Raw genomic sequence first — 6,302 nt, 5'->3', positions numbered from 1 at the left:
GCTGCTTGCTGATGTCATATCAGGTATTCAATTTAAAGATGGTGAACGGATCACTCAAGATCAAACAGAACATCACGATTCATTGATACACCACATTTGACAATAACTCAATAGGGAGATCAACATGACCACAATAATTAGTATAATAGATGCGGTAAATGATACTACTTTAAATGTAAAAAATTCCGTTCATCCCGATTTAAATAAAAAGTACTGGACTAATAAGTCATCTTTAGTACCGAGTTTTCAACGGCCAATAAATGTCCTTGAATTCAATCGTAATGAAGGGATAACTGATGATCATACCTGGACTTTCAAATCATCCTTCACAATTGATGGTGTCGACATTTTATTGCAAGAAAAAATAACAGGGACGTTCTTTGGTAGTAAGATGTTGCAGTGTATGACTGTAGGAGAAGAAACAACTGAATTTATAGATACTGGAAAACCTAAGACGATACAATTTAAAGGAAAAAGTGGAGCAAGCTATTCGATTTCATGGATGCTTTTTCTTAACGTGGGTGGCGTTTATGATAATATTCAATATACATTAAAGGTGACTACACCAGCATATAAACCAATAACGCCAGTCATGGAGCAGATTGATACTGTTGTATACCTAATGCTTGAAAATAGGTCGCTCGACAATGTTTTAGGTTGGCTTTACAAAGATGATGTGCCCGCAGTTGTGTACCCTCCCGAATCTGATGCAAAGTTTGATGGTATACCTGCTGACGCTAAAAATTACTACAAAACTAAATCTTACCGCCCTCAACATGGTACGGCTGGTTTTAGTCAGCCTCTTAGAGTTCCAAATTATGATCCCAATGAAGCGTTGCCAAGTATTAAAAAGCAATTATATGCTGATGCTTATGGAACCGTCTCTACAAGTTGGTCATCACAACCATTAATGACTGGATTTGCCTGGGATTTTGCTGCCTTTTACGACGAACCAGGAGAGGTGATGGGGGCATATAGTGAGGATCAATTACCTGTGCTCTACGGTTTAGCCAAAAACTTTGCGGTATCTGATCGATGGTTTAGCTCTGTTCCCACTCAAACAGATCCAAACAGGGCATTTTCTATCTGTGGCACATCTTTGGGTGCTGAAATAAATGATGACATAAATGATAAAACCTATGCTAATACGAATACTATTTTTAATGTTCTAGGGAGTAAAGGAAAAACACTAGGAATGTACTGGCAATCTACAAACTGGTTAGGTACTGGAGAACCAATATTCTCTTATAAACCTTTCTCCAGTTATTATTTCCCTGAGATGAAGCATGCTCCAAATTTCTCAGAGGAAAAATATCCTGTTTTCCTCAATTTACTCAAAGAAGGTAAAGCGCCTAATTTTTGTTTTTTGGAGCCACATTGGGGTGGTGGAAAAGGGGAGTTTATACTACAAGGTAATGATTATCATCCACCCACTTGGGTTGGGCCAGCAGAAAACTTTATAAATGAACTCTACAATGCTTTAATTTCTAGCCCGCAGTGGTCAAAAATGCTGTTTGTCCTTACCTTTGACGAACATGGAGGAACATATGATCATACGCCTCCACCTACGTGCAAACGCCCCGATGAGCATGAAGGTAATAGTGGCTTTACATTTGAACGACTGGGGGTAAGGGTACCAATGATTTTAATCTCACCTTACATCACAGCAGGAACAGTATTTCGAGCACCGAAAGATTCACAATACGATTTTGATCATACTTCGTTTATTGCAACCATGCTGAAGTGGGCTGGTGTTGATCCAAAGTCAGCAAATTTAGGTGCAAGAGTAGCGCATGCTCCCACATTTGAAGGAGTGCTATCGAATACACCACGAAATGATATTCCAAAATTTAAAATACCTGAAGATTATGTTAATCAAGGTCGAGAATTGCCTCAGGGATTAAAACAACATAAGAACCCTTTAGATGTGCGCGTTTTTAGAGAAATACTTGATACCAGCACAAACCATGAAGAGATTTTAGAAAAACTTAATGCATTAGCGGGTCAAGAATAACTCATAATAGAGAGTGCTTTAATTCGTTATTAGGCCTACACAGAGCTATAGTCATTTCTGGTGTATGCAGATGAAGGATTGCGATGTAACCTGTTAATCGATCTTGGAGGATCAACAATTAACAAACAACTCATTGCGGGTTTCATGAATATCTGAGATGAGATTTTCTGGCAAGGAGGCTAAAGGCGATATCGAAACGAGTATTGAGGATGACGGAGGCGGAAGTGGTGTGTTTTCAATGGTTTTTTGGGTATTTCGTATTTTAAGGGCGAGCGGAAGCAAAAGGCCTGATCAAAACCGCCTCATGTCAGGGGCTAAAGCATGATCTTAGCTTTTAGCAGAAATGCCGAAGATTGATCATTGAATAGGCTATTGTTTTGAGGGCGTAGTGCACTGGACTGAGTCGTTCAAATCGCAGTAGCAGTCGTTTGAACTTATCTTCCCAAGCAAAAACGCGCTCTATGGTGCTAAACCGCTCTTTAAAAATGAGTGGATCAAAAAGCCGCTTCCGCCCTTTCTTGGTGGTTTTACGGTTCCGTGCATTTTCAGGAGTATTGGGTGTCATGCCTTGATTGAATATCATCTTTCTGTTAGCTCTACTATCGTACACACCATCTAAACTCATGATAGTACCAGAAAGATTGAGTCCGACTGCTTGGGCCGTTTGCTTCAGGGACGCTATAGCTTCTGGTAGTAAAGGACATTCATTACGATTACCTGAGGCGGTAATAAAAGGACAAATCACGTTGCAATGACGGTCGCAAATAGCCACCACTTTATGTGAGCTTACGGCAGCATAGCGCAACTTCTCAAATTTAATCTGATTTAATAAATGACAGATTATATTTGAGGATCACTTATGGATATTTCAGAGTCTCTTTCTATCCTAGCGGCTGAATTTAGCGCTTGGCGGAAACAAAAAACACACGCTAAAACCCATGTACCCAAGACCTTACGTCAACAGGCCGTTTCATTACTCGAACGCTACCAAGCAGGTCAAATCACCTCTGCACTGAGTATTACTTCGGTTCAACTTACTCAATGGCGTCAGGCATTAGAGCCCGGTGAGAACCCCTCATTTATCGAACTTTCGCCTCAAGCCTCTTCGACACATTCACTCGTCACTCTGGAACTCAATTTTAATTCGGGTGAGAAGATGCACCTCAAGGGTATTGATAATCAGATGTTGCTCTCTATCATCGGGGCACTAAAATCATGATACATCTCACCGCAAGCACTAAAATACTGATTGCTACTGAGCCTGCTGATTTCCGCAAAGGCATTGATGGTTTATCCGCTGTATGTCGCTTACAACTCGCCAAGGACCCTCGCACTGGTACCATCTTTGTGTTTATTAATCGCAGTAAAACCATGGTACGGGCATTAACCTATGATGGTACTGGCTTCTGGTTAATGACCAAGCGCCTGTCAACAGGACGATTCCAGCGCTGGCCTCGACCGAATACGCCTCTTTCTTCCATGTTAGCGAGTCAGCTACGTCAGTTGCTCTGTGACAGCAATGCACCACTGACTTTCATTGGTCAATAAAAAAAGGATTGTATTTTGATTTTATCGGATCATACTCTCGTCAATTATTTTTATCACATCATGAGTAACAGGGGAAATAGAGTCTGTGAGCCAACCTTTTACCGACCTCGATAGCAAAGCACTTGAAGCATTAATGGCTCGGGTGAACGAAGCTAAAGCTAATCACTTAGCGCTGAGCAGCTCTGACCTACAGTTGTTGCTTGATGCATTATTGACCCTGTCTACGATGCAGTCTCGCTTAGCGAACCATGATGTCACTGTACACAAATTACGTAAGTTATTAGGCATAGAAAAATCATCCGAGGGATTAGATAAGCTACTGAAGAAAGGCAAGGATGAATCAACTCCGAAGAAAAAAGTAAAATTGAAAGGCACTCAGGAAGAAGCCTTCACTCCAATGAAGCCCAAAGTAGTGATTCACACCCATACCGATTTAGTTAAAGGTGCAACCTGTCCGGAATGTAACATGGGCAAAATGTATAAAAGCGAGCCAGGGAGTCTATTGCGCATAACGGGGCAAAGTCCGTTTATGCCAGAGCAGCATGTAATGGAGCGTTTGCGCTGTAACACCTGTGGCGCCTATGCCACAGTAACACTCCCTTCCGACGTATTAAATGATGGTGAGAGTAGTCAGAAATACGGTTACTCAGCGCGGGCTTTAATGGGCATTTACAAATATTTTGCCGGATTGCCTTTTTATCGTCAGGGCAGCATTCAAAAATTGCTTGGCGTGAACATGACAGCCTCAACCGTGTTTGACCAAGTGGAGTATGTGGCCAATGACATTTACCCTGTTTATCAGGCTTTAGTTAATTTAGCCGCCGATGCGGTCCACTATTATCTTGATGATACGACTCACCGAATTTTGGATGCAGAGCCAATAGAGAAAAAGGCACGTAATAGTGACAAAATGAAGATGCGCTGTGGGGTTTACACATCAGGGATTATTGCTACGACGCAAGCGCATCACTCAATCGTATTGTTTGAAACCAACATAGGTCATGCTGGTGAGTTTATCGATATCATTTTGAAGCAGCGGGGCAAGGAGGGGTTTTGCTAACATCCCCTCGAAATTAACCTTAGTGTTAATTTTAGCAAGATGATTTCGTTGTTTCAGGTGATATTCTTTCAAAAACATCACTCAATATTCTATAAATAGTTGCGGGCCCCAAGTCATACTCTTTTGCTAAAAGACCAATTGATATACCTTCCTTCCTCTTATTATAAATTTCCAAATCAATTTGAGCTGTTCTTTTTGTTGGCCGACCAAATTTAACACCATGCTCTTTCGCTTTGGCAATTCCTTCTAACTGCCTTTCTGAGCGTAAGTCTGTTTCAAATTCTGCAATTGCCGCGAGCATATTAAACATTAAGCGCCCAGTCGGAGTTGATGTATCAATTGCTTGATCAATGACCACCAAATCGATACTTTCTCCCTGGAAGCGATCAGCAACTTGTGACAAATGAATAACTGAACGCGCAAGACGATCTAATCTGGTGATAACAAGAGTGTCTCCTTCCCTAAGATAATTCATACATTTTTGAAATTCTGGACGGGCAGCTGTTTTTCCACTCTGCTTCTCATGATAGATTTTATCGCAACCGGCTTGATTTAATTTATCAAGTTGCACTTCCAAACTCTGTCCTGTCGAACTTACTCTTGCGTATCCAATTTTCGGCATGAATCTATCTTATATTCTTAGATGTTTCGATAAAAACATTATGAGAGTAGTTTTGATAATGGTCAAATGTCACTATCATAATGTATAGTTTTTGATAGTGAATTACTTTTATTAAATTTCGGATTTTTGAGTATTTGAATACGTTTAGTGGTTAAAAAATATCCTTAAGGTTAATTTCGAGGGGATGTTAGCAAAACCCCTATATGTGAGCGGCTTAAATAACCTTTGTTTAAGCCGTTTTTTATTGCCTACTGTTCAGCCCCAAGCCCCAAGCCCCAAGCTAAACTCTTAAGCCTTCATTTTTAATTTAATGACTGATTAGCCATAGAATGTGATCTCGTCGTCACTGATTGCTTAGAGGCTTACAGCCACACTTACATAACTAGTTGATAAACAATAAAAAGGTACTTTCTGGCCCGCCAGCGGTAAACGGGGGCGTGGAGGCGTTTAGTTTCGCTGATTTTTTGAAAAAAAATCGGTATTTCCGTTTCCGCTTAGGAAAGCGGCTTGATTAGTATGAAATAAGATACTAATCGAGCCAGTGTGTGGATTTTTCGGAGAAGTGGGCTACTTTTAAAGGTTAATAATTTGGGCATTTTTCCCTCTAAAAGGCAGAATGCAGCCACCAGGCTTTTTCATTTGAAACCGAATGGTGAGGCGATCGCCTTTCATGAGCATTGTCCCAGCATCGGGATCGGCAAATTTAACTGAAATATCGGCACTGCCAAAATTATCGACATCGAGATCGACGAAATCTGAGTTTGCTTTTTCAATGATGCCATACCAGATAAACCATTTATTTTGATAGTTGCGCTGAAATATAGCGCGTTGGAGGTTTTCTGTGTATTTACTGTCACAACCAACGTCATTGTTTGCATCTTGATAAGTGTAAGAACTTGCGTCTAGTTCACTTAATGGGATGGTCTGTGCTGCTTTGGCTTTTTTTATCTCATTAACGTCTATTTTACTTAACGGGGTGGTTTGGGCCGTTTGGGTTTCTTTCATCTCATTAATCTCTATGGTTAAGATATATATGATGAAAGCCATCCAGGCTAAGG

At 40.7% G+C, this 6,302-nt stretch carries 8 protein-coding genes; 5 read left to right on the top strand and 3 right to left on the bottom strand.

Annotated elements, in window-relative coordinates; all coding sequences use genetic code 11:
- Positions 1 to 124 precede the first annotated feature (124 nt).
- Positions 125 to 2,014, top strand: coding sequence for an alkaline phosphatase family protein (locus L2764_RS25265; RefSeq protein ID WP_248943130.1), 1,890 nt, complete (start codon positions 125 to 127; stop codon positions 2,012 to 2,014).
- Positions 2,015 to 2,171: 157 nt separating this feature from the next.
- A complete protein-coding gene (locus L2764_RS25260) occupies positions 2,172 to 2,339 on the top strand; it encodes a hypothetical protein (protein ID WP_248943129.1) in 168 nt (55 codons plus the stop codon).
- A 9-nt stretch (positions 2,340 to 2,348) separates the two neighbouring features.
- Here L2764_RS25260 and L2764_RS25255 read toward each other — a convergent pair whose 3' ends face one another.
- On the bottom strand, positions 2,349 to 2,819 hold the full coding sequence (locus tag L2764_RS25255) for a transposase (RefSeq protein WP_248943128.1): 471 nt from the start codon (positions 2,817 to 2,819) through the stop codon (positions 2,349 to 2,351).
- Between the two features lie 54 nt (positions 2,820 to 2,873).
- On the opposite strand from L2764_RS25255, the gene L2764_RS25250 reads away from it, so the two are divergent.
- The 3 genes from L2764_RS25250 to L2764_RS28075 all read left to right on the top strand — a co-directional run bounded on the left by L2764_RS25250 (position 2,874) and on the right by L2764_RS28075 (position 4,622).
- Positions 2,874 to 3,233 (top strand): hypothetical protein, encoded by a 360-nt coding sequence (locus L2764_RS25250; RefSeq protein ID WP_248943127.1) that lies wholly within the window; start codon positions 2,874 to 2,876, stop codon positions 3,231 to 3,233.
- Entirely contained in the window at positions 3,230 to 3,562 is a 333-nt protein-coding gene (gene tnpB / locus L2764_RS25245) for an IS66 family insertion sequence element accessory protein TnpB (protein WP_248943126.1), read from the top strand. Before L2764_RS25250 ends, tnpB begins: the two co-directional genes overlap by 4 nt.
- An 85-nt stretch (positions 3,563 to 3,647) precedes the next feature.
- Entirely contained in the window at positions 3,648 to 4,622 is a 975-nt protein-coding gene (locus L2764_RS28075) for an IS66 family transposase (RefSeq protein WP_248943125.1), read from the top strand.
- Positions 4,623 to 4,653: 31 nt separating this feature from the next.
- Here the strand turns inward: L2764_RS28075 and L2764_RS25235 are convergent, their stop codons facing one another.
- Positions 4,654 to 5,244: a recombinase family protein gene (locus L2764_RS25235; RefSeq protein ID WP_248943124.1), complete on the bottom strand. Its 591-nt coding sequence runs from the start codon at positions 5,242 to 5,244 to the stop codon at positions 4,654 to 4,656.
- A 573-nt stretch (positions 5,245 to 5,817) separates the two neighbouring features.
- Positions 5,818 to 6,302: hypothetical protein (locus L2764_RS25230; RefSeq protein WP_248943123.1), on the bottom strand; the 485-nt coding region annotated here is incomplete at its 5' end.

It is taken from the genome of Shewanella surugensis (assembly GCF_023284005.1).
GTDB lineage: Bacteria > Pseudomonadota > Gammaproteobacteria > Enterobacterales > Shewanellaceae > Shewanella > Shewanella surugensis.
The sequence above is the reverse complement of the archived record's forward strand: the minus strand, read 5'-3'. Positions and strand labels throughout refer to the sequence as shown.